Origin of the sequence: Dactylosporangium vinaceum (assembly GCF_019904175.1) — a bacterium.
In the GTDB taxonomy this organism is placed as follows: Bacteria; Actinomycetota; Actinomycetes; order Mycobacteriales; family Micromonosporaceae; genus Dactylosporangium; species Dactylosporangium vinaceum.
This window is the reverse complement of sequence record NZ_CP061913.1, coordinates 365,182-388,319: the sequence shown is the minus strand read 5'-3', so window position 1 is coordinate 388,319 and position 23,138 is coordinate 365,182. Positions and strand designations below refer to the sequence as shown.

General features: G+C 66.4%; 17 protein-coding genes and 2 pseudogenes. 11 read left to right on the top strand and 8 right to left on the bottom strand.

Annotation, left to right across the window (positions count from 1 at the left end; translation table 11 throughout):
• Both Dvina_RS01830 and Dvina_RS01825 read right to left on the bottom strand, forming a co-directional pair.
• Window positions 1-903 carry an HNH endonuclease gene (locus Dvina_RS01830; RefSeq protein WP_223100633.1) on the bottom strand — a complete coding sequence of 301 codons (903 nt, stop codon included), beginning with the start codon at window positions 901-903 and terminating at the stop codon, window positions 1-3.
• Window positions 904-1,186: 283 nt separating this feature from the next.
• Window positions 1,187-1,591 carry a winged helix-turn-helix domain-containing protein gene (locus tag Dvina_RS01825; protein ID WP_223100632.1) on the bottom strand — a complete coding sequence of 135 codons (405 nt, stop codon included), beginning with the start codon at window positions 1,589-1,591 and terminating at the stop codon, window positions 1,187-1,189.
• Window positions 1,592-1,975: 384 nt separating this feature from the next.
• On the opposite strand from Dvina_RS01825, the gene Dvina_RS01820 reads away from it, so the two are divergent.
• From Dvina_RS01820 to Dvina_RS01770, 11 genes and pseudogenes are all read left to right on the top strand, one after another.
• Window positions 1,976-2,260, top strand: a complete 285-nt coding sequence (locus Dvina_RS01820; RefSeq protein ID WP_223100631.1) for a helix-turn-helix domain-containing protein — start codon at window positions 1,976-1,978, stop codon at window positions 2,258-2,260.
• A 1,066-nt stretch (window positions 2,261-3,326) separates the two neighbouring features.
• Entirely contained in the window at window positions 3,327-4,172 is an 846-nt protein-coding gene (locus Dvina_RS01815) for a replication-relaxation family protein (RefSeq protein WP_223100630.1), read from the top strand.
• Between the two features lie 93 nt (window positions 4,173-4,265).
• Window positions 4,266-4,568, top strand: coding sequence for a helix-turn-helix transcriptional regulator (locus tag Dvina_RS01810; RefSeq protein WP_246655963.1), 303 nt, complete (start codon window positions 4,266-4,268; stop codon window positions 4,566-4,568).
• Window positions 4,565-5,455, top strand: coding sequence for a tyrosine-type recombinase/integrase (locus Dvina_RS01805; RefSeq protein ID WP_223100628.1), 891 nt, complete (start codon window positions 4,565-4,567; stop codon window positions 5,453-5,455). The genes Dvina_RS01810 and Dvina_RS01805 overlap by 4 nt, the downstream gene beginning before the upstream one ends.
• Window positions 5,456-5,491: 36 nt before the next feature.
• Window positions 5,492-6,094 (top strand): annotated as a pseudogene (locus tag Dvina_RS01800) (transposase); the annotation flags it as partial.
• A 164-nt stretch (window positions 6,095-6,258) separates the two neighbouring features.
• On the top strand, window positions 6,259-7,737 hold the full coding sequence (locus Dvina_RS01795; RefSeq protein WP_246656477.1) for an ISL3 family transposase: 1,479 nt from the start codon (window positions 6,259-6,261) through the stop codon (window positions 7,735-7,737).
• Between the two features lie 33 nt (window positions 7,738-7,770).
• A pseudogene (locus Dvina_RS01790) lies at window positions 7,771-8,481 on the top strand (IS256 family transposase); the annotation flags it as partial.
• A gap of 124 nt (window positions 8,482-8,605) precedes the next feature.
• Window positions 8,606-10,102 (top strand): ISL3 family transposase, encoded by a 1,497-nt coding sequence (locus tag Dvina_RS01785; RefSeq protein ID WP_223105261.1) that lies wholly within the window; start codon window positions 8,606-8,608, stop codon window positions 10,100-10,102.
• 73 nt (window positions 10,103-10,175) lie between these two features.
• A complete protein-coding gene (locus Dvina_RS01780) occupies window positions 10,176-10,478 on the top strand; it encodes a transposase (RefSeq protein ID WP_223100626.1) in 303 nt (100 codons plus the stop codon).
• Entirely contained in the window at window positions 10,475-10,822 is a 348-nt protein-coding gene (locus Dvina_RS01775) for an IS3 family transposase (protein ID WP_223100625.1), read from the top strand. Before Dvina_RS01780 ends, Dvina_RS01775 begins: the two co-directional genes overlap by 4 nt.
• Window positions 10,823-10,858: 36 nt before the next feature.
• Window positions 10,859-11,359: an IS3 family transposase gene (locus Dvina_RS01770; RefSeq protein WP_223105260.1), complete on the top strand. Its 501-nt coding sequence runs from the start codon at window positions 10,859-10,861 to the stop codon at window positions 11,357-11,359.
• Between the two features lie 201 nt (window positions 11,360-11,560).
• On the opposite strand, the gene dpdD is transcribed toward Dvina_RS01770, so the two are convergent.
• The 6 genes from dpdD to dpdG all read right to left on the bottom strand — a co-directional run bounded on the left by dpdD (window position 11,561) and on the right by dpdG (window position 23,137).
• On the bottom strand, window positions 11,561-13,342 hold the full coding sequence (gene dpdD / locus Dvina_RS01765; protein WP_223100624.1) for a protein DpdD: 1,782 nt from the start codon (window positions 13,340-13,342) through the stop codon (window positions 11,561-11,563).
• A 212-nt stretch (window positions 13,343-13,554) separates the two neighbouring features.
• Window positions 13,555-14,073 (bottom strand): phospholipase D-like domain-containing protein DpdK, encoded by a 519-nt coding sequence (dpdK, locus tag Dvina_RS01760; protein WP_246655962.1) that lies wholly within the window; start codon window positions 14,071-14,073, stop codon window positions 13,555-13,557.
• A complete protein-coding gene (dpdJ, locus tag Dvina_RS01755) occupies window positions 14,070-18,542 on the bottom strand; it encodes a protein DpdJ (protein WP_246655961.1) in 4,473 nt (1,490 codons plus the stop codon). Before dpdJ ends, dpdK begins: the two co-directional genes overlap by 4 nt.
• A complete protein-coding gene (locus Dvina_RS01750; RefSeq protein WP_223100623.1) occupies window positions 18,539-19,213 on the bottom strand; it encodes a hypothetical protein in 675 nt (224 codons plus the stop codon). The genes dpdJ and Dvina_RS01750 overlap by 4 nt, the downstream gene beginning before the upstream one ends.
• Window positions 19,210-22,245 carry a protein DpdH gene (dpdH, locus tag Dvina_RS01745; protein WP_223100622.1) on the bottom strand — a complete coding sequence of 1,012 codons (3,036 nt, stop codon included), beginning with the start codon at window positions 22,243-22,245 and terminating at the stop codon, window positions 19,210-19,212. The genes Dvina_RS01750 and dpdH overlap by 4 nt, the downstream gene beginning before the upstream one ends.
• Window positions 22,238-23,137, bottom strand: coding sequence for a protein DpdG (gene dpdG / locus Dvina_RS01740; protein WP_223100621.1), 900 nt, complete (start codon window positions 23,135-23,137; stop codon window positions 22,238-22,240). Before dpdG ends, dpdH begins: the two co-directional genes overlap by 8 nt.
• Window position 23,138 lies beyond the last annotated feature (1 nt).

The following is a 23,138-nucleotide window of genomic DNA, read 5'->3' as shown; positions in this document are numbered from 1 at the left end:
TCAGGCAGCTGAACGGAATTGCTCGTACCGCTGCTCGAGCCGGTCGCGGTCCGGATGATCGCGCCGGGAACGTGGCAGGAAAATCACCGAACCGTGCATCTCCTGCAGGCCGTGCTTGAGCATCGGGCCGTCGATCTCGGCAAGAATGTCCTCCCGGATCTCGACCACACGGTCGGGCCGGACGCCGAGGATGTTCGCGTCGTAGGCAGCGTGATGGATTTTGCACATAGCCAGCCCGTTCGGCACAACGGGGTCGCCGTGCTCATGGTGATCGGGCAGGATGTGCGCGGCGTCGAGCAGCGGAGCGTGAGCGAGGCGGCAAAGCGCGCACCGGGATTCATAGGCGCGGAGCACTCTCGGCCGGAACATCACCTGGTGCAGCCGCTGCTTGGTGAGCCGACGAGTGTAACGGCGCTCCAGCAACACCTCATCGCCGTCCCCGGCCCAGTGTGAATATTCGCTGAGGTCCACGGCAAACTCGTGCGACCCCGCATCTTCCTCGACCAGATATACGGGGTAGATAGCTTCGTAGACGCCGCGGGTCACGGGAGCGAAATATGCCAGCGGCAGGCGCCGGACCATCGCCTCACGCAAGGCACGATTGTCGGGGTGAGCAGGATCAGTGCCCCGCCACTTGTACCGCAAACTGCCGTCCCCACCGAACTGGTCCTCGTAAGGAGCGTCGAAACCCGGCCGCGTATACGTGGTGCGAATGGTCAAGGCTGCCGACAAGATCGCCGGCTTGCGAATACCGGGCTGCACGACCAGCCGCATCGGCGCACCGTCGAACGTGAACGAGTTGATGACGTCCGAGGGGACGCCGTCCGGGTGCTTCGCGCTCACCTGGTCCAGATGCCGGAACATCGCGAGGCGAATACGTGTCTCGACATCGTCGCCCGGCATCACATGGTTATATCGGACCGCTGACGACCAAGGAAGTACCGGCGGCCTCAGACACTTGAAGTACCAAGAAGCTGATCGGCGACGGCACGTAGCGCAAGGTCGGGGATGCCAAGAAGGGGCGGCGATGAGTCTGAAGGATTGGGAGCGGCGGGTCCTGGCCGCCGAAGGAGCGGCAGAGCGTGTCGCTGAAGTCGAAAAAGAGCTGCGGCTGGCCGCCCGGCCTGACGGCGCTGCGTGAGTAGATCGCCGCGGCGATATTCGTTCGACGTCGGTGACCAGCCGTTCACGGGTTCGCGAGCAGGAACCGGTCGGCCGGGAAAGCCTGCACGTTGCCGTCGTGGGTGGTGACCTGCAGCAGTGGCGTCTCGGGGCTGCAGTCCAGTGCGCCGAGTTCGAACTCGTAGGGCATCCGGCCGATGACCGATGCGCCGGCGGCCAGGGCCAGCCGCTGCCGGTCCGGGACCGGCGCGACCCGGTGCGCTCTGCCCCGCAGCGACACGATCAGCAGCTCGCGGCGCAGGACCTGCAATGCGTCGCGCACCATGTCGCGGCTGCACTCGAACCGGACGGTGAGCTCTTTCTCCGACGGCAGCGACGCGCCTGGCGCGAGTTGGCCGTCGAGGATTTCCCGCCGCAATGCCGCCGCGACCATGGCGTACCCGCAGTAGTAGGTCTCGAAAATCTCCATGTCGAATCAATATATGGCCCTAAGGCAATACAGCAAGTCGTCCGTCGGAACCGAATGGGCGGATGGCGATACCAAGCCTGTGACGGGCGACGACCACCGGCCGGAAGCCCATGCCGAATCTGCAGGGCCGACCGTCAAGCAACCAGGCCAAGAAGGGTGACCGGACTCCGCTCCTTGCAGGTCCGGTGTGGGTCAATAGCGCCGGTTCAGCTGAGTCGTGATCGCCCGCCGAACTCGACGGCGCATCACACACCAGCACCTTCTCGCGCCGGCGGCACGACTCATGACGCCTATCGCGTCACCAGTCAGGTGTCCTGGCTGACGACTTGAGCTTCCCGTGAAGGTGAGCATTGATCGACGTCCACCGTCCTGTTGGGAGCGTCGATGGACACCGCCTCCGTCAGTACCACCCTCGGTGCGCTCGTCGCGGACCGCCGGCGGGCGCTCGGGCTGAGTCAGCGGGAGCTGGCCGACCGGATCTGCCAGGTGTCCGGGCGGACGACGATCACGCGGCATGAGCTGTCACGGTACGAACGCGGCGTGCGGCTGCCCGGCGGCGCCATGGTGGACGTGCTGGCCGAGTCGCTCGGCGTACCGGCCGCCGTGCTCGCCGCGGCCGTCACCGCCACCCTGGAGCGGCGCGGCAGGACCGCGACGCGGACACCGTGACACCACTCCGGTGCCGTCACAGCGCTTGTCACATGGCGTTGACATCCCGGCCCGACATGTCAATGCCAACGACATCGATCGATGTAAAAGTCGCCTGATCTGCGGTTTGACACGGCACATCGAACCGTGACAACGGTGTCCGTCAGCGGCGATGACCTGACACTGTGACACGGTTCCCGCTGGACAGCGCGGCGCCCATAGCGCATGACACTCACAGCAGCGGATGCCATCTGCTCACAACGGACTCACAGCCGCTCACACGGCCGCCCGTGTGTGTGAGCGGCGGGTGGCCAATGACGTTGTGTGCGGTCTGTGAGCGGCTGTGAGCCGCGGGGGCGTTCGCCAGCGCTCACAAACCCGGATAGGGGGTGTACGGTCCGGCGGCGCGAGGAGGCCGCCGGACCGTCCGTCCCGATCCGGAAGCCGGCGCGGCGGCAGGCTGGTTGCCAGCCGTGCAGGCACAGCGAGGCAGGCGCTCGCCTCCGGCACGCAGACGACGCGAGATCGTGCGTCTCACAGCGACCGCCACGGCTGTGAGACGTACGAATCCGCAGTACTGACGCGCGACCGGCGGCGGTGTCAGACCTCTGTGAGATGGCCAGGTGTTCGCCACAGCTCACAAGCGCCGGTTTGAGAGGTGACAGATCGCCGCAAGGGTCGTGGCGCACCGCCAGACACGCCGCAGCTGAAGGCGCCACCACGGCTGGCGCGTCTCCCGGCCATACCAGGCGGTCGTCACAACGGGAACGGTCCCGCCGCCGGCCACGCCGGCACAGGGCACACGACCGCCCACATGACAAGTCCCGACAGCACTCGCTCAATCCATGATCAGAATGGAGCGCCCGCTTGGCCACCACCATGCCCTGCCACTGCCCAGCCGCCGGTCTCGGCTTGCCGTCAGCCCGACCGTCCCGCTTGCCGTCACCAATGGGGTCGGTCTTCACCCTGACCCCGAAACCGACCCCGCCAACCCGCTCACACCGCAGCCCGCAGCCGCTGTCGCCGACCGGCGGCAGTACTGCGACAGACCCTCTCCTTCGGGGTCTCCGGCGGGGTGGGAACCGTCATGGATGATCCCGTCCTGCGCGTCCAGTTCCGGCTCACCGACCGCGACCGCACCTTGCTCGGCTGGCTCTACGACCACGGTGTCCTCACTTCGTTCCAGATCTCGGCCGCCCTGTTCCCGTCACTGGACTTCTGCCAGCGCCGCCTGCGCACCCTGACCGGCCTCCGCCTGATCCAGCGGTTCCGGCCACACCGCCCCGACGGCGGCTCCTACCCGTACCACTACGTCATCGCCCAACTCGGCGCCGAAACCATCGCCGCCGCCCGCGGCGAACGCCCGCCCCGACGCGAACACGCCCGCACCGAACACCGGCGCTGGACTGCCGGGCACCTCCTCGCCCACCGCCTCGGCGTCAACCAGTTCTTCACCGGCCTCGCCGCCCACGCCCGCACCCATCCCCGCACCGAACTGGCGGCCTGGTGGTCGGAGTCGACCTGCCGCCGCCCCGGCGCGTTCGTCCGCCCGGGCGACCCGGCCCTGCTGCACGCCTACCAGCCGCGGGTACGGCCCGACGGGTACGGCGAATGGCGCGAAGACAACGTCACGGTGCCGTTCTTCCTCGAGTACGACACCGGCACCGAACCGCTGTACACGCTCGTGAACAAGCTCGACGGGTACACCGACCTCGCCCGCGCCCTCGGCCGGGTCTGGCCCGTCCTGTTCTGGCTGCACAGCCCCGCTCGCGAACGCAACCTCCAACACCTCCTGACCGACCAGCCGGTAGCCGTCCCCGTCGCCACCGGCCACCGCGCCGGCACACCGTTACCCGCCGGGGAGGTCTGGGCCGTGGCCCACACCGGCTGGTACCGCCACCGCCTCAGCGCACTCGCACAGTTCACCGCCTGATCCCCGCCCAACCTGCCGGCGTCCGCACCGCCGGCCCAGGCCCTCGCCGCAACCATGCAGCAAGCTCAGCAACCAGACGAAAGAGGAAGCACCGTGTCCACCACGCAACCGCGCATCTGGACCGTCGACGACATCCGCGCCCTCGGCGCTGTCACCGACCTGCCCACCGCCGCCGCCGTACTCGGCATCGGCCGCTCCACCGCCTACGCCCTCGCCGCCACCGGCGAATTCCCCGTCCCGGTCCTGCGGATCGGCCGCCGCTACCGCGTCGCCGTCGCCCATCTGCTCGCCATCGCCGACCCCACCGGTACCGGCGACTTGACCACCGCCCGAAGCGAAGCGTCGATCGACACGACCCGCGACCCGCACCGACCGCCCGTTAGGAGGCACGGTTGAACGGCACCACCTACAAACGGTGCAGCTGCACCAACCCCGCCACCGGCCGCCCTTACGGCCGCGCGTGCCCGAAACTGCGCCGCCCCGGCGGCTCGTGGCACCCGACGCACGGCATCTGGCAGTACCAATGCGAACTCCCGCCAACCGCAGCCGGCAAACGCCGCCCACTGCGCCGCGGCGGCTTCGCCACCAAAGCCGACGCCGACACCGAACTCGACCGCATCCGTACGCTGCTCGCCCTGGCCGACGAGCCCGAGGACGCCACCCGCATCGGCAACCTCATCGCCGGCGCCATCAGCCGCCGCGAGCCCCTCCCCGACCAGACCGCCGGCCGCCGACTGCTGCACAGCGACGGCGAACACGACGACGTCACCGTCGGCGAATGGCTCGACGCCTGGCTCGCCGGCCGCCGCTCACTGCGCGAAACGACCCGCCGCAACTACGCCGACAACATCCGCAAGTACCTCAAGCCACACCTCGGCCACATCAAACTGGTCCGGCTCACCGGCAAACACGTCGCCGCGATGTTCGACGCGATCAACGCCCACAACGAAGCCTTCCAGGCCCACCTCGCCGACCCCGACCTCAACCTAGGCCAGCGCTTCGACGGCGACCGCCGCACCATGAAACCCGCCGGACCCGCCGCGCAACGCCGCATCCAAGCCGCCCTGCGGGCTGCACTCAACGCCGCCATGCGCCGACAGATGATCACCTACAACGCGGCCACCCACGTCGAACTGCCACCGGTAAGGTCGGCCAAGCCGCTCATCTGGACCGACCAGCGCGTCGCCGAATGGCGGCGCACCGGGCGCTGGGCCTGCCCCGTTCTGACGGACATCCGAGATCAGGGGACCTGGGGTCTCCGGGAGGATGTCCAGGGACTGTAAAACGAACGGTGTAACTCCCGATCAAGGAGACACCTGATGACCGTGACGATCGAGGCCGCCGGGGATACTGCTGCGGTGGTGAAGAAGACGACTCCAGTGGTGACGCCGGAGGGTGTTGATGCCGAGCTGGTCGGCCGGCTGGTGGAGCAGGCCCGCGCAGCGGGCCTGCAGCTGACCGGTGAAGGCGGTCTGCTGCAGCAGCTGACCAAGCGGGTGATCGAGGCCGCGCTGGACGGGGAGATCACCGATCACCTCGGGTATGCCAAACACGACCCGGCCGGCAAAGACGGCGGGAACTCCCGCAACGGCACCCGGGCCAAGACCGTGCTCACCGACGTCGGGCCGGTGCAGATCACCGTGCCGCGGGACCGGGACGGCTCGTTCGAGCCGCAGCTCGTGCGCAAGCGGCAACGGCGGCTGTCCGGGGTCGAGGACATGGTGCTGTCACTGTCGGCGAAAGGGCTCACGAACGGTGAGATCAGCGCCCATTTGGCCGAGGTGTATGGCGCTGATGTGTCGCGGCAGACGATCTCCACCATCACGGACAAGGTCATGGACGGTATGGCCGAGTGGCAGCACCGGCCCCTGGACCGCGTGTATCCGGTGGTGTTCCTGGACGCGATCAACGTCAAAATCCGGGTTCTGTCGCTGATCTTGTGATGTGGACATGTTCAACGGGTTGGCAACGATATTGACGATCATGTGCGGCGTGTTCTGTTGTGGAAGAGTTGCTGCCGCACCTGGCTGACCTGGTTATTGATCGGGTTGAGCGTGGGTCCGGGGTGGTGTTGCTCGAGGCTCGGATGCGGTCTGCGACTGGGGTGTGTGGTCGGTGTGGTGTGGCGTCCCGGCGGATTCATGGCGGCTATCTACGCGAGCTTCGGGATGTTGCGGCTGGCGGGTTGGACGTCAAGGTGCGGTTGCGGGTGCGCCGGTTCCGGTGTGATAACGCGGACTGCTCGGCGATGACGTTCGCTGAGCAGGTGCCAGGTCTCACGAGGCCGCATGATCGGTTCACGCCGTTGCTGTGTGGGCTGTTGACGCAGATCGGGCTGGCGTTGGCGGGTCGGGCGGGGGTGCGGTTGGCGGCTGCGGCCGGGTTGGGTGTCAGCAGGGACACGTTGCTGCGGCTGGTGCGGGCCTTGCCGGATCCGGTGATGGGACCGGTCCGGGCGGTCGGCGTGGACGATTTCGCGTTCCGTCGAGGCCGCCGATACGACACGGTGCTGATCGACATGGACACGCGTCGGCCGCTGGATCTGTTCGAGGGCCGGGATGGTGATGACCTGGCGGTGTGGTTGCGGCGGCATCCGGAAACCGAAGTCGTCTGCCGGGACCGTGCCGGTGGTTATGCGGAGGGCGCCAGTCAGGGTGCGCCGCAGGCGGTGCAGGTTGCTGACCGGTTCCATCTGTGGCAGAACCTTGGTCAGGCGGTGGAGAAGACGGTGAACGAGCATCGCGCTCATCTAGGTGAGCCGACGCTGCAGGTTGCGGTGGCCGATGCGCCGCCGGCGATCCAGCAGTTGCCGGAGTTGAAGATTGTTGCCCGGTTCCGGGAACAGCACGCTGCGGTGCATGCGCTCGTCGCGACGGGATTGTCGAAGGCGGCGATCGGTCGTGAGCTCGGGCTGCACCCGGCGACGGTCCGGAAGATCGTCCGGGCCCGGTCGGTGGATGACCTTACGGCGATCACCGAGCAGCGGACGCATCTCGTCGATGACTACACCGGCTATTTGCACCGGCGCTGGCATGAGGGTGAACGCAACGCGACCGCGTTGTTCAGGGAGATCAGGCAGCTCGGCTATCCCGGCGGGGAGCTAGCGGTCCAGCGGTATCTGCGACGGTTTCGGCATGGCCGCGGTCACGCAGCGCAGATCGGCCCGAAACCGCCGTCGGTCCGAAAGGTGACCTCGTGGTTCATGACCCGTCCTGACCGTCTGAACGATGCCGAAAGAGCTGCGCTGCAAGGGATTCGCGTTCATGATGCCGCGCTGCGTCGGCTTGTCGGCCATGTGCGGGCGTTCGCGGTGATGATGACCGGTCGGCACGGCAATCGGCTTGAGGAGTGGATCAATGCCGTGGAACGCGACACCTTGGCGCCGCTTGCATCGTTCGCCCGTGGTCTCCGCCGAGACTACGACGCCGTCCACAATGGACTTTCACTCCCATGCAGTTCCGGAGCGGTCGAAGGCACGGTCAACCGGATCAAGATGCTGAAACGGCAGATGTTCGGCCGGGCCGGCCTTGACCTGCTTCGCAAACGCATCCTCCTGAGCAGATGAGTCAACATCCATCACAAGATCAGCGACAGAACCAAAATCCGGGACGGGAAGGTCGCGAACCGCCCGATCTATGCGGCCCTCGCGGTGACCGTTGAGGGCACCCGCGACATTCTCGGCCTGTGGGCCGGCGACGGTGGTGAGGTCGCCAAGTTCTGGTTCAGCGTGTGCACCGAGCTGAAGAACCGCGGCGTCGAGGACGTGCTGATGGCCGTCTGTGACGGTCTGACCGGCCTGCCCGACGCGATCAACACCGTCTGGCCCAAGACCGTGGTCCAGACCTGCGTGGTGCACCTGCTGCACAACTCCTTCAAGTACGCCGGCCGCCAGCACTACGACGCCATCGCCAAGGCGCTCAAGCCGGTCTACACCGCGGCGACCGAGGCCGCCGCCGAGCAACGCTTCCTCGAGTTCACCGAGGCCTGGGGCGAGCAGTATCCGGCCATCATCCGGCTCTGGGAAAACGCCTGGGCCGAGTTCGTGCCGTTCCTCGCGTTCGACGCCGAGATCCGCAAGGTCGTCTGCTCCACCAACGCCATCGAAAGCATCAATGCCCGCATCCTCCGAGCCGTGCGGGCCCGTGGGCACTTCCCGAACGAGCAGGCCGCCCTGAAGTGCGTCTACCTCGCCGTGATGGCCCTGGACCCGACCGGAGCTGGCCAACGCCGCTGGACCATCCGCTGGAAACCCGCCCTCAACGCCTTCGACCTCGCCTTCGAGGGCCGCCTCACCACGGGCCGGAACTAACCCTTCAACAAGATCGAGTTACACCGTTTTCTTGGCTCTGGCGCAGAAACGGTGGTGCCGGTCGATCGAGGTCGATGGCTGGGAGGAACACTGACGGTGGTGCGATCTTGCTTGGGTCAGAGCGCTGCTGCCGGAGCTGTCTTCGCTGCTCATCGATGAGCTGATCGAGCAGGGTCGGGTGGTGACGGTGTCGGCGAGGACGCAGCGGACGCCGGTGGGGTGCCCGGCGTGTGGTGCGCCGACCGGGCGGGTGCATGCGTATCACCGTCGGCGGCTTGCTGCGCTGCCGGTTGCTGGGCGTGGTGTCGTGGTGGAAATGCGGGTCCGAAGGTTGCGGTGCCTGACCGCGGACTGCCCGCAGCAGACGTTCCGCGAGCAGGTGCCCGAACTGACCACCCGGTGGGCGCGGCGGACCCGGCAGCTGACCGTGCTGGTCGGTGACCTCGCCGTCGTCGTGGCTGGGCGGGCCGGCGCGGCGGTGCTGCACCGCCTCGGCGTGCGGATCTCGCGGTGCACCGTGCTGCGGGTCCTGCTCGGTCTGCCGGTGCCCGAGGGGCCGGTCCCGGCGGTGCTGAGCGTTGATGACTTCGCGCTGCGTCGTGGCCGCCGATACGCGACGTTGCTCATCGACGCGGTCACCCACCGGCGGGTCGACGTCCTGCCCGATCGCAAGGCGGACACCCTGGCCGCGTGGCTGCGCGCGCATCCCGGGGTGCGGGTCGTCTGCCGTGACGGGGCCGCGGCGTACGCCGAGGCGATCCGCGTCGGAGCACCGCACGCGGTGCAGGTCAGCGACCGGTGGCATCTGTGGGCAAACCTGGCCAGGGCCGTGGAGAAGACGGTGATCGCTCACAGTGGCTGCTGGCGTGACGGCCCGGCCCGGCCTCCGCCGCCATTGGACGGACGCACCCTTGAGCAGCACCGGGCCGTGCACGCCCTCCTCGACCAAGGTCACGGCCTCCTCGAGTGCGCCCGACGGCTCGGCTGGGCGCTGAACACGGTGAAACGCTACGCCCGCGCGGCCACAGCCGAGCAGCTGCAACGCCCGCCGCGCTACCGCGGCACCCTCGTCGACCCGTTCCGGGACCATCTGCGCCGCCGCCGCGCCGAAGACCCCGGCGTCCCGGTCACGCTGCTGCTGGCCGAGATCCGCGAGCTGGGCTACACGGGCAGCGCCAACCTCCTCGTCCGGTACCTCGACCAGGGCCGCGCCGATGCGGCGAGAAAGCCGCCGTCACCACGCCGACTGGTCGCCTGGCTGATGACCAAACCCACCGAACTCCCCACCCAGCACCGAGATCACCGGCACGACCTGCTCACCGCCTGCGCGCACCTCACTGCCCTCGCCGAGCGGGTCGAGCAGTTCGCCGGCCTGCTCACCGAACGCCGAGGCCAAGACCTCGACGCCTGGATGACCACCGTCAACGCCGACGACCTGCCAGCCCTGCACAGCTTCGCCCACGGTCTGCGCATGGACCTGCCCGCCGTCGTTGCCGGTCTGACCCTGCCCTACAGCAACGGCCCGATCGAAGGCGCCAACACCAAGGTCAAGCTCTTGAAACGCCAGATGTACGGCCGAGCCGGCTTCGCCCTGCTACGCCAACGAATCCTGCTCGCATGAGACCGACCGGCACCACCGTTTCTGCGCCAGAGCCGTTTTCTTGACAGTCCCGATGTCCAGCATCATGGAAAGTATGGGGAAGAAGCGATCGAGGCCGCGGCGGGCGTTCACGGCTGAGTTCAAGGCCGAGATCGTGGAGTTGTGTCAGCGCGGTGACCGCACGATCGGTCAGATCGCGAGGGATTTTGATCTGACCGAGACCGCGGTACGGCAGTGGGTCAAGCGGGCCGAACTCGACGCCGGCAGCCGTACGGACGGGTTGACCAGCGACGAGCGGGCGGAACTGGCCCGGTTGCGGCAGGAGAACCGCCGGCTGCAGCAGGACAACGAGATTTTGAAGCGGGCGACGGCATTCTTCGCGAGGGAGATCCGGTGAACGTGTATCCGTTCATCGAGGCGGAGCAGGCCGGCAAGCACAGCGTCAAACGCACGTGCGAGCTGCTGCAGGTCTCCCGGTCCGCCTACTACACCCGCAACATCAGGAGTGCCCGTGAGCGCGTCGACGAGCAACTCACCGCGAAGATCCTGCAGATCCACGCGGCGCCGAACGGCACCTACGGGGCGCCGCGCATCCACGCCGAACTCGCCGACGCAGGCCATCGGCACGGCCGCAAACGCATTGCCCGGCGGATGCGGGCTGCCGGCATCGCCGGCAAGAGCCCGCGCCGGTGGCAGGTCACCACGATCCCGGACCTCACGCGGCGAAGCGGCCGGACCTGATCCGGCGGGACTTCGCCGTCGACGCGACGGCGATCGATACGCGCTGGTGCGCGCGATATCACCTACATCAACACATGGGAAGGCTGGCTGTATCTGGCCACCGTCATTGACCTGGCCTCCCGCCGGGTCGTGGGCTGGGCCGTCGCCGACCATCTGAGGACCGACCTGGTCGACGCTGCCCTCGAAGAGGCGCTGCGCCGCCGCCGGCCCGCTGACGGGCTCGTGTTCCATTCCGATCGCGGCTGTCAATACGTCAGCGCCCAGCACGCCCGCCGGCACGGGGTGCGGCTGTCGGTCGGCCGGCGCGGGCAATGCTGGGACAACGCGGTCGCCGAGTCGTTCTTCGCCACCATCAAAACCGAACTCATCCACCGGCGGGCCTGGCCCACCCGAGCCGCCGCCAAGCAGGCGATATTCGAGTACATCGAGGGCTGGTACAACACCCGCCGACGGCATTCCAGCCTCGGCGACCAAAGCCCAGCCGCCTACGAGACCGGCGCCACCATCCGGCCACTGACCGCCCTCAGGGTAGCTTGAGGATCAACACTTCGACCTTGTCCGTCGAATCGGGTCAGGCCCAGGTCTGCTCGGTAGGTACTGGAACGCCCGGTAGCAAGTCCCGGCTCGTCATCGACAGGTGGCGGGCTGAGCGGGACGGCTATTCGAGCATTCGAGGGCGGGTTCTGACGGCTCCTGAACGGCGGTTTGTGGTCTGTGGAAGGTCGCCCCGCGTTGGCGTCACCTGCTCGATGACGCCGGATGGGTCAACGCTGCCGTCGCGGCACGAAGCAGCGACGCCGAGCCGCTGCCATCGGCTTCACGGACGACTGTGCTCGGTGTGCAGTTTGCACGGATAAAACCGGTCGCGGCGTGAGTCGCGCATCGCGTGGCCATGACAATGACGTCGGCACGCCGTACCCACTGCTTCAGTTGGCGGCTTCCGACGTGATCATGGCTTGTGATCACGGTAATCTGCGGTGCGACGTCGCCGAGTGCCGCAGCTACGCGGTCGAGGACCTTTTCGTCAAGCGAGTACAGCAGGACGTGCTGCGCCGGCAGGCTGTTCCAGACCTCGCCTGCCGTTTCGTCGACGGGCCTTGCCCAGGGAAGGTTTACGTCGATCTCTGTGCTGAGTTGGACGGCGAACGTCGCTTGGTCATGGTCGAGTCTAGTGCTGTGGTCACTGAGCGGTCGCAGAAGGCGGTAGCCGACTTGGAGGCGAGCAGCCGGATCTGGGCAAGCGGATCGTGCGAGAAGGTCAACGAGATCCAGAACGACCGGGGCGCGATCGGGTCCGACCCATCGCGGAGCGTCGGCCGTCAGGTCGTCCAATAGCTGTGCATACGTGCTCGCATCAGGAGCCGACCGAAGCACGATCTCGGTGAGGGCAACGATGCCGGCCAGGTCTCCTGGGCTGAAGCGATCATGAGTCAAGGCATTGGTGAGGAACTCATGCGCGGATCGCACAGCCGGGCGCAGGTATCGGTCAGAGTCGACGAACGGGCCAACGAGTGTCCATATCCTGTCGGCCGCTACGTCGTCGACTTGGCTCATCACGTCCGCGATCTGGTCGTCTGCGTCCGCTGCTTGCGGCCAATGCCTCCACGACTCGTTGGTGATCACGTCGCCGACGTCTAGGTCGAATGCGACCGCTCGTGCCAACTCGACCCAAGAGGACGGGAGGTCGGTGCGGGACGGATGGTCGTCGGGCTCCTGGCTTTCGAGTTCTTGAGGCGCATCGAGGCGCGGGGTGCGGTACGCGGCGGCCAGGCCGGGAGCCAACTGCTCGACCAGCGTGAGGAAACGTGGCTCGCTGCGTAGGAGATCGGAAATGGGTGTGCTGTTCACCACGAGTGCGGCAAGTGCGAGCACGGCCAGCGCCTCGGCGCTGAGTTGGGTCAACGAGCCGTCCATGAGCGCGGGCACGAGCGTTCCGGCCTCGATCAGACGTGTGCGTGCTGCGGCCAGATCACCGGCCGCCAGGGGTTCAGCAAGTGCGGTGGCGAAGACGGCGGCTAGGACAGCGTCGCGGATCGGGGTCGGCGGACGGGTGATGACGACGTCCGGCAGTTCCGCCATCCGCAGGAGTTCGCTGTTCCGGCCGAGCCGGGACAGGCGTTTGATTCGCAGGTGAGCAACATTCGCCGCGCTCAGGCCGCCGGTGGCCGAGAGTTGCTCCAGGACTGATGCGGAGGCGGCATTGTCGCCGGCTGCCATTGCGACGTCGAACTGGCTGAGCAATCGTCCGATGGGAGCGGGTGCGTGCCAGGACCGTCGTGGACGATTTCGCACTGCATGCTGCAGCAGTCGGATGGCATCCCACATATGCCGTTCGGCCGAGCGGGGGCTGGTGACAACAAAGATAGATGGGTGTCCGGCGAACCTGAGAACAGCCTGGTCGACTGGATCGTCCGCGTTGAGGACGGCCGGTAGACCGTGGAATCGAGCGAAGCTCGTTCCGATGAACGCCTGGAGTAGTTCGCCCACGGCGGTCGCATGACGGCCGTCCAGAGGGATCACGTAGGCCACCCACTGTCGGGTCTCCAGGTCTTGGCGAGGTAGGACTATGGGGACGTCCGATGCCTCGTGGAGAACCTGCAGATAGGGTAGGAGTCGGCGTCCGACGGGCGAGTCCGGGTCCCGGTCAGGCCACACCGGGTTGCTCGGCCCGAAGAATATCTCGATGAACTCGTCGGCCCGAGCGGCGTAGCCATGCTGGGCGGGGCGCCCCGTCATGCAAATCCTCCGAATCGGTGCCGGAAGTCGAGGCGAGCGGCCGCTGCGGCTTCCGTGCTGACCTTGTACGTCATCGCCTCATCGTTAATCTGCATGCCGCGGAGTGTCATGTTCATGGAACCGGTGAGGAGCCATTCGTCGCCGCAAAGTGTCTTCTCGTGCACGTCCCCGTGTTCTTGGATCTGAAGGTTTGCGCCGTTCGCGCTACGACGGAGACGTTCCAAGAACGGGTTGTTGTGCGGGTCGGGCCGCGCAACAACGCTCAGTCGAGCGTCGTTGTTAGTGAGCAGCGCGAGGACCTCCGACAACGTGTACATCCGGTTCGATGGGTCGACAAACACGCTGTCAAAACTGCCGCTAGTGTTGTCCAGGACGGGCACGTCACTGATCCATGGTGACACGAGCCACAGATGGCTGCTCGGTGCCACGAGTTCAGCGGCGAGGACCGTCGCGAGCACCGCATCGATACGAAGACCGATAGCACGGCCAGTGCGAACCACCCGCTCGAATATCACTGTGCCACCTCGCGAACCTCGACATTGGCCTTGAGGTGCCCGCCGTCGCGCGTGATCGCGCGGACGTCTCCGTATACCCGCAGCACATCGCGGTCGATCGCGACCGCCGGCACGGTCTTCAAGGCGGTGCTGAAGGCCCGCATCTCATGGACCATGGCAATGAGCACCACGGCGCCGCGTTCCCGGATGGCCGTCTTGTAGGCATCAACCCAGTTCGGGTCGTCGATGGTGACGACAGGAAGCCGTTCGTCGTGGACGGCCTGCGCGAGGAGCCGATCCAGCATCGGAGTTCCGGCATAGGGCTGGTAGTGCTGCAGGTGTTGGACTCGTGCTTTGTTACCCCTGGGCCAGAGCAGGCTGAATACCTGGTCCGGGGTCAGGCTCACGTCACCCAAGCCAGGCACGCTCAGCCGGCCAGTGCCGACGAGGTAGGCGAAGACCGCCGCTTCTACTTCGAAGCCCAGGCGTTGCTGGAGGCCGTCCCAGGCCCGGATCAGCCCGAGTGCGGTGGTGTCCGTGCCGCTGGTTGTGCCGGGCCTCAGCAGCCGGGTGGATAGCGCCGCGATCGCCTGATGACGAGGGTGCCCGGCGAGAACCGACCATGCTGACCGCAACTGCTGCAGCGCGTTGTCACCAGCATGTGCTGAACCAGCATCGCGCAGGGCTGCCATTGCCTGCGCGGCGGGACCTGACGGTTGGGACACGACATGGTCGAGCAGTTGTACGACGGTGGTGTGGACGTACTCGTGGTCGCTCGGCCCCAAAGCGGTGTCGACGAGCCCCCAGAATCGGCGCGGGTTCTCGGCGTAGTAGTGCGTCAACTGCTCAACGACCCCTATCCCGCCGAGCGACGTCTCGCTGAGCCAGATGGTGGCCGCACCGTTTGGCTGGGCTGGCGGTACGACATCCACAATCAGGTCTCGGTCTTGCGCGTCGGGGCATGCACGCTGCGTGGCGGCGAGGATTGCTGCGGCGACGGTGCCGCGATATACCTCTTGGGCCAGGTCCTTGGTGAGCTCGACAACGTCCTCGGTCCAGAGCAGCCGTGCATGGCGGTCGAGGCAGTCCGTCAGTCTAGAGTCGGTGCTGAGATCGGTCAGCCCAGCCACGAGGCGGTCGGGCGCCGCAGCCGCTACCGGTCCGGCATCACGATACAGCGCTCGCAGGATCTGTTGGACGTTGCTACGCCATGCGCCTCCGCGCAGCGACGCATGGATGCGCTCACCCGACCAATCTGTGCTGTCGGCGTCGGTGGCGACCAGCGCGTACGCGGCCGTGTACACCGTGGTGAGCCAGGTCCGCTGGAACGAATTCGCCACCTCGTCCAGCGTCGGATCGTGTGCGACTGCGGTGGTGAATGCCAGCAACCGCCACTGCGGCGATCTGAGGTGCTCGACGACGGCCTGCCGGGTGATATCGAGCGGCGTGAGGCTGAACCGTACTGCGTCGACGTTCAGGCGGAAGCCCAAGGCGGCGGCCTGGTCTTCAAGCCGATAGCGGACACTGCTGGTGACGGTGCGGGCGGCGCCGCGTTCATAGGTCGTTTCGCATTCGGCTCCGAGGGTCATCCGGCGGACCTCGGCCGGGTTGCCGGCGGCGCTTGTAGCGAATCCGACCGCAGTGATGCGGTCGACCCAACTAGACGGCTTCGGGATGTCCGCCGCGTAGAGACCGCTGACGGGTGCGATGATCTCCGAGGCCCAGACCGGGATACCTTGGGACCGGTCGGCGACCTCATCGGGCGGCTGCTGCAGTCCCATGACGTGCGGACGGAGCACCTGCACCGGTAGATGACCTGGCGGTGTCCACGTGCCCTGCGGAGTGTAGGTCTCGACGAAACTGGTGAGCTCAAGTACGCCGTTGGCTTGCGGTGGCGGGATCGGCAGCCACGTTCGGTCGTTGCTGCGTCGGTGACCGTAGCGTCGACTGACCCTTCCCGGCACTGCTTCACGAAGCGCGCGTTCGATGGGAAGAGCTTCCCACTCGTCGGTGAACGGCAGCCGAAAGTTGACCTCGGGTACATTGAGCGGCTCATACAGGGCCGTGGTGAGGAACTCGGGGAGCAGACTACCCGGGTGGGCGTTCGGGTCTGGGTCCACAGGCCGCCAGTTACACCGCAGCCGCCGCAAGGCGGTGGGTGCCACGCCGAGCAGCAGAGCGCGCGGCTGCTCCCACAGAATCGCTTGGGCTTCGTCGGTGCTGATGTCCAGAGATCGGCGCAGATGGACGATGAGGCTGTCCTGTACGGTGGGATCGGTGATGAGCCGTTCCAGAAGGTCGGCAAGGGTCTGCTGCTGATCCGGCGACGCTGCGCGGGCGTCAGAGCGCGGGGCGGTCAGAAGTCGGCGCGGATCGATGCGGGCGTCCCGCAGCGTTACGGCGAGCCAGTCCAGCATGGCCTGGGCGCCTTGGATCTTGAGAACGAAACGGTTACGGACCGGCAGGCGGCGCGCGGTGAGTTCGGGTGAGAACAGGGTGTCGTATGCCTGGTAGGCGAGCCTGTCCCGGCCGTAGTCCGACAGCGTGATGACCGTCCACGGGCGGGTTCCCCGACTGCGCCCGGCGCGGCCACGTCGCTGGATGAACGCGGCAGCGTCATGGGGGGCCTTGTGCTGCAAGACGAGGCCAACCCGGTCGTCGTCGTACCCGACTTCGAGCGAGGCGGTGGCGACAACGAGATCGGCGTCGTTGTCCACCCCAACGTCCTGTGACGAGGTACGTCCTACCCGCAGGTCTCCGACGATGGCGTTCGGGTCCAGGTCGCGGCCGATCTGCCGCACCAGGTCCCAGGACTGGCCGTCGGTGAAGCGCTCCGCCCGGAATGCGGCCTCGGGTGAACGCAGGCCGGCCAGCACGCGGCCCGCGCGACGCGGACCACGGGACGTGCGTCCTCCTTCCGCGTCCCGCAGGTCATCGAAGAACCGGTTGGTGACGTCAAGGTCATCGGTGAACAGAAAACCGCGAGATCCGTAGAGCATCTCGCGGTCGCGGAGGTCGAGCACCCGGCCGTAGAGCATTGCCGTTTGAATTGACACTGACAGTTGGCTCGCGCCGGAGACCGGGTCCGCCCGCAAGGCGATCGCGTACTCGCGGCCCTCCTCCTCGAGGTCAAGTGGCTGTGGTGTGACGTAGTCGACTGACGCCTCCGGAAGACCGGTGAGCTGCGCGAAGAACGCTGCAGCGTCCCGCAGGGTGGCGCTGAGACCGACGAAAGTGACTGGACCGCGTACAGCATGCCGCCACCGCCGCAGCAGCAGGCCGACCTGTGCACCGTGCATGCCGGTGTAGGTGTGGGCTTCGTCCAGGAGTACCAGCGACGGTCGGCGTGGCCCGCGCCAACCGAGGAGTGGTCCGAGTCCCGGATCGGTGGCATTGCGGTTGAGCATCTCCGTGGTCGTGAAGAGCAGATCCGGCGGGTTGCTGCGCAGCGAGTCGCGGGTCAGCGTGACATCGTCGATGATGAGTCCGCACGAGGCGTGTGTGCACCGCAGCCGGTCTCGGTTGTCGGTTTGGTCTTGCCGGGACCAGACAAGGTCCTGCCGGCAGCGGGGGCATGCTAGGTAGGGGCATAGAGCGTCGCCGCCCCGGCTGGGCCACGCTCGGGCGACGTGCGAGTTCTGGGCCCGCAGGCGTTGCGCGTTGTGGGGCGTGTCGCCGTATAGGACACCGATCCGCAGCCGCCGGCCGGTCGTTGTTGCCGAGTCGCCGTTGACCCGCAGGACGGTGGAGACTGCTTCACGCAACTGGTCGCGCAGCAGTTCGGTGCGGGGGTAGAGGGCCAGTGTGTGGACGCCTGTTGCGCCCGTGCGGGCGTGCTCGGCCATCGCCGCGAACGCAGGGAGGTAGAAGCCGAGTGTCTTGCCGCTACCCGTACCTGCGCCGACTATGACACCTGCACTCTGACGCGCAGCGATGGCGTTGATGACCGTTCGGGTGGCGTCCAGTTGGAATCGCGCGACGGTGGGATGGCTCAGTTGGGCGCGGGCGGCCAGCGTGTGCTCTGCGGTCCAGGCATCCATGCTGGCGAGTTCCAAGAGCGCCTCCTCGACGGTGATGTCGCGCTTCGGATAGCGACGCCGAGTGGTGTGCAGGCGATAGTCGGCGACCAGGGTACGGCCTTGTTCCCACCACCGCGCTGGGGGTGATGTGAGGTCGCGCGGGCCGAATAGTTGACGCAGCCGCGTCGCGAGGCGGATGGTCTCTGCCATCCGGGTGCGGTACCGCGGCGGGGAAACGACCGGGATCGGGATGCGGAACAACAGCGCGGCGTCTAGCAGCGCTGACAAGACGTCGTCAGCGGTGATATCGACCGGAGTGTCGGCGACGGTGAGCCTCTCGCTGATCGCGTGGATGACCTCGTCGTGTGCGAGGGTGCCGGTGGTGACGCCCCACGCCAGCAAAGGGAGTTCCAGATCCTCCAGATCGTCGAGGACGCCCGACATGAAGCGTCCGTCGAGTCCCTGTGTCACAAACCCCTCCTATGGAGTTCTATCTGGTCGGCGAGGCCGTACTCCCGCAGCAGCGCAATATCGGCATCAGACAATACATCTAAGGTCACGCGTTGGCTCAGTCGTGACAGTAGCCGCTCAAGTTCCGGGTCGGGTTCCCGCAAGTCCTCCAGGGCCGTCCGTAGGCCAGCGTGGCCCGTGGCGAAGGACGCGATCTCCCGCGCGTGCGGCGACTCGATCTTGGCCAATTTCTTGAGGTCATTGAGTGTCGTCCGTTCGGTGCGCTGGTCGGCGGCGGACAGCACGGAGAGCCGCTGCACCGGCAGTTCGGCGATCCGCTCACGGGTCCATTGTGACCACGCCTGCGTAAGTGCGGATTGAACTCGCTGCAGCACCGTTTCCACGTTCCGGCGCGCGGCGGTGATGGCTTGGACCGACGGCAGGCCATCGGCGGCGAGCTTGGAGAACTTCTCTCGTCCGTCGTCGACCCGGCCGGCATCGACATCGCCGCCCAACTCGTGTAAAGCGCGAGCCGCCTCCACCAGTCGACGGAGCTGCTCCAATGCGCTGCTGAGGCTCTCGGCTTGGGTCAAGACGCGTTTAGCGTTGTCTTCCGCCGCAGCACCTTCGCGGACTCGGTTGGCCTCGGCGGTGAGCGCTCGTGCACGGTCCAGAACGGATGCCGTCGTCATCCATCAACCTCCATCCATTGCCGCAGCAACTCCTGTACTCGGAGCACGGCGGACTCGCCGGATCCCCCACCCCGCAACCTGGCCTGTTGAAGCCGCTTCGTCAACCACGAGTCGCTCGCTACCAAGAACCGTTCGATCACGGCAAGGTCTTCGCCCCGGTCGACGGCGCACGCGGCGAGAGTCGCTCGTGACCTACTTTCGTCGTCCTCCGCGGCCGCGGCGCGCGCCAGGTCCCGCTCAGCTCGCTCGATGCATCGCCAGTCCGCCTGCCGGGCATCTGCTAGTAACGCCTGGAAGGCGGTCAAATCTTCGGGACCCAGGCCCTCACCGACGGCGGCGCGGTAAGCCTGGTCGACGGCCGCCACCGTTTCGCTACCACTGACCCCAGATGGCAGGAATGTGCGAATCGTCACAATATTCTGCTGAAGCAGGGCGCATTGTGCATCTATGACCGCGGTGAACTGATGAAACCCGGATACGGCCTTATCGACCCACGGAGGAAGCGGACTCTCTGGTTTGCGCCATGTCCATTCCTGCGCCGCCTGCCGCACCAACGGCAGCGCACGGGTGCCGTCAATTATGCGCACGCCGCCGGTCTTGCCTCGGGTGAAGCCCACGCCGACCTTGAGTCGTTCAGTGAGAATTCCACGACCATTTTGGTGCATCCCTTGGAGGCTGTTCCACTGCGGGGTGCGACTGGAGGAGTCCGCCCGTTTCCATCCAATACCATCAGCGAAACTCGCGTCTAGCAGGTCGACGTCTTTCATCCCCGGCCATGCTCTGCCGGCAAGTGCAGCACCCAGAAGGGAGGCCCTGATGCCCAGAACGAGATCCTTGTCCGTGACCTGACGATAGCGCTGTGCCGCCTGCTGCAAGTTCTTCTGGTGAAGTTCCGTGATCTCACGCAGACGTCGGACGGCTGCCGCATTGCCGGCAACGTCAGTGCCGGCTAGGAGCAACTGACGGAAGAACGTGGCGTTGCCTGAATTCCGATTGAACCGGATCGGGGCGTCCGCGGTTCCAGGTAGCCGCTCACCGCCGGCATCTTCAATGGATACCACCGTTGAGTTCAATGGCCACGCGCGGTCCAGCTCGGTTATCAACGGCTCGGCCATGACGGGATCGGTCCATAAACATCGGTTGATTACCGCTTGCCGAATAATGTTGCGTAGATAGGCTGCGGTGCCTTGCGGGAGTTGGCTTTGGCGGCCCTGCCATTCTTCGACGTGCTCGATCATCACCGCTATGGCTCGCGGGAGTTCGCCAGTGGCGGTACGTACTCCTGTCCGCCGAGCGGAAGCCGGTTCGTCAGGCTTGCGTGTCGCACTCTGGCTCGCATTGCCGACCACATCGTCGAGCGCCAGGAGGCTGACACCGAACGCGTGGTGAATTTCCGGTTCGAGGTTGGTGAGGTTCCTAGGAGCATCGCCCCAGAACTCGAGGAACGTTTTGCGGCGGCTGGCGTCACCCGAGTCTCGTTCTTCGATCTCACGTTGTACGGCGCCGAGCAAGAACTCTTCGTCCTCGGCGGTGGGGTAGTCCTCGCGAAAACGCTGATCTGGGAACGTGCCGCCGTTGAGTGCCTGAGCATGGTCGACGAGGACGGGTCGGATGACCTCACCGATGACCGCGCGTGGGTTGAACGTGTCGGGGCTGTCGTGCGCGGGCCGCGCGCGGATGGCTCGGCGTAGTGCTGGCCAGTTGAACGGATACAGCCCGTAGCCTTCTGCTGAGGCGCCAAAAGCAGAGTGGCACGTCTCTTGGAAATCGCAGGTCTTGCATCGATTGGGCACTTCTGCGCCGGCTGCGACGTTGGCGTTGTCCAGCGCCTCCTGGCCTACGCGTGCCGCGTTGAGGTAACGGCCGACGAAGATGCTGATGTCCTCCTGGCCTTGCTCGTCGATGTCGAGGGCGGCGTCGAGGTTGTAAAGGTATGGCGTGGCGGCCTTCGCCCGGGTTAGGACTGTCTCCTCCAGCCGTTCCCAGTAGCCGCTGGTTACTGCCATGAGGGTGCGGACCGGCGCGAGTTCAGTTTTGCCGCCGCGCACACCGGCCTCGATCAAGGCGTCGAGGAGATCACGCTGCACGCCTTGCAGGACCACGAAGTCTTCGATCAGCAGCACGATCTCTTTGTCCTGCTGGGCGAGTTGACGACGGATTTCGAGCATCGCCTGCTGCAGTCGGCCCCCGCCCATGTTCCAGGCCGCGGTGACTGCGACCGGCAGTTGGTCGGTGAGGATCTCGACCGCTGCGGTCTGTAGTTCGGGCCGGCTGGTGATGAGGCTGAGCAGCCGCTTGGCCTTGTCGGATGCCTTGTTGACATCGGCGATGTCCAGGGGGAGGTCGGTGAGTGAAAATGTTGCTGGCCGGTCGCCCTCGCGATCGCGGCGGTCCGACAGCAGACTTGCGGCGAGCCGAGGAATGAGCTTGCCCGGCTGCAGCAGGTGGTCCCGCACGTGGGGATCCAGCAGAAGTAACGCCAGCTTGTCCGGTCCTGCAAGTACCCGGGCCGCGCCTGGCTTCGCGTCGGCGACGGTGACCGCTTCGGAAAGCTCGTTGATGAGACGGCGTTGGAGACTGTCGACGTCCAGCTCCGAGCTCATCCGGTCGACGTCGGCGCGCAGTTGCGCCAGTTCTGCCGTGTCCGCGCCGGGCTGGTCCAGCAGCGTCCGAACGACGGCACGAAGGCTTGTGCTGGTCTTCGGCAGGTGAATGACCAGGCGTTTGTCGGTCGACGGTGTCTTTTCCTGCACCCAGCGCACCAGGTGCGATTTTCCGGTTCCCGATTCGCCGGTGACGGGCATCAGCAGCACTCCGTTGGCTGTCGGCCGGCCCAAGAAGTCGCGCCTGACCTGCTCCTCCGTGACGGCCGTGCCGAGACCTTCCGCCTTCGCTTCCGGGTGTCGTCGCCGGATTCGCAGCGGCACGTGCGTGGCGAAGAAGACAGACGGTGAAGGGCTGACGGCCTCGGTGCTGATAGTCGTCGCGGCGGTGACCGGTGACCAGCAGACGTATTGACGGAACTCAGCCATTGAGCGGCTCCAGGATGACGAGGTGGGTGATGCGATACGTGCTCGTAGCCCTGTCCGGGTCGACCAGCAGCACCTCGTCGTCGGCGTCGGAGCGGCTATCGAACCTCAGCCAGCCCTGCTGCTCGCCGCAGAACAGCGCGAACGACAATGTCGACGAGACGTCAGGTGTTGTCTTCTTGAGTTGCAAGGCAGCGCTGTAACGTCCGCCAGGCAGCACCGGCAACGCCTCTGTCAGACTCGCGATCGCGTCCCGCGCCGCCAGCCGGGCTCCGTTGGGCCACAGGGTGCGAGCAGTTCGCTGTACCGCAGTGGTGCAGTCGGGCTGCAGCGTCAACTTGCTGGGTGTCTGCAGCAGCGGGCCAGCGGCGAAACCCAGCGCCCGAGACCAGTAACCGAACCGGTTGCGTCGCACGTCGTTGAAGTTCGGATCCCCGATGTGCGGCGGCAGTGTCCTGCGGAGCAGATCCTCAAGCACATCCTCGTCATATGCACTGTAGGCATCGAGTGTCAGGAAACACGCCAGAGCCCTAACAAGGTCTCTCGGCCCCGAATCGCCTGGCTCGGCGATGCCATCGTTGCGGTGCGACTCCAGCACCCCGATCCGTATCAGGTCGGTGAAGCCAGCGTAGTCATCGCCGGACTGCAGCCGATTATCATCGCACAGGACGAGGTCGTCGCCGTCGACCGCGACAACACCCAGATCCTGAAGTGTGCGGACAGCGTTGTCGAACGTTTTGTCGCCTTCGGCCTTGCCTGCCGGCAGCAGGCTGGCCGGCCGCAACACGGCTTGGGCAGTGTCGCGGGCCTGTCGTCGACCCGGCGACGTCGCCAGGTACCTGGCCACCACCCACATGGCAGTCGGGAATGAAGCCGGCTCGTTCAGCAGTGCCATG